Source organism: Pandoraea horticolens (genome assembly GCF_902459555.1).
Classification (GTDB): domain Bacteria; phylum Pseudomonadota; class Gammaproteobacteria; order Burkholderiales; family Burkholderiaceae; genus Pandoraea; species Pandoraea horticolens.
Window position 1 is genome coordinate 1 of sequence record NZ_CABPSM010000055.1, and the last position, 1052, is coordinate 1052.

A 1052-nucleotide genomic window follows, 5' to 3' on the forward strand; every position below is an offset into this window, starting at 1 on the left:
CACTGCGAACCGGCGCGTGTCGTCGGCCGTGTAGCCCGAGCCGTTGTCGCTCAGCCACTCGATTTCGGACGGGGTATGCAGTTCGTTGCCAAACCGATTTTCCACTGCAGCCAGCATCACGTCGCGCACGATGTCACCGCTGTGGCCTGCCGTCGTGGCCGCCCAGCTCATCGCCTCACGGTCGCAGCAGTCCAGCGCAAACGTCACGCGCAGCGGCTCGCCGTTGTCACAGCGAAACTCGAATCCATCGGAGCACCATCGCTGATTGCTGCGCGCTACGGCCACCTTGCCGTCGTGTCGACGTTGGGGGCGAGGCGGAATCGGCCGACGCTGCATCAGCAACCCATGTGTGCGCATGACGCGATAGATGCGCTTGGCATTGAACGGCACCAGCCCAACCGCGACGCGCTCGTTGCGCAATATGCCCCAAACCCGGCGATAGCCATAGCTGGGCAAATCGCCGATGACCCGGCGGATTTCCTCGACTGCGACCGCGTCGTCAGTCTGCCTCGATTGACGGCCATCGCGCCACGTCGCCGGACGCGACAGTCGTGCCGATACGTTCGAGCGCGACACGCCGAGAACTTCACAAACCAGTTTCACTGGTCGTCCTCCGGCAGCGAGGGCGAGTGCGCTATCCATTTTTTTGCCCGGCCGTACTCGACTGCTTCGCGGAGAATCTCGTTCTCCATGGTCTTCTTGCCGAGCATCCGTTGCAGCTCACGAATCTGCTTGAGCGCGTCGGCCAGTTCCGAGGCCGGAACCACCTCCTCGCCAGCTTTGACCGCTGACAGGCTCCCATCCTGGTACAGCTTGCGCCAGTGGAACAGTTGGTTCGGATTCACGCCGTGCTGGCGCGCGACCATCGAAACCGATTTCCCCGGCTCGAAACTCTCGCGAACCATCGCCAGCTTCTGCTCCGCCGTCCAGCGCCGCCGGCGCTCCGGGCCCGTCAACACTTCCATCACTTCCTGCCTGGTGTTAGTCAAAAACACAGTCTTATGCCTACCCGTTATTGTAAGTGGGTGACTGTGTCCGGCGTTTCAGGGGGC

1 pseudogene is annotated in these 1052 nt (G+C 62.5%); it reads right to left on the reverse strand.

The features are described from left to right. Nucleotides 1-965, reverse strand: a pseudogene (locus PHO31112_RS27000) (IS3 family transposase); the annotation flags it as partial. Between the last annotated feature and the right edge of the window lie 87 nt (nt 966-1052).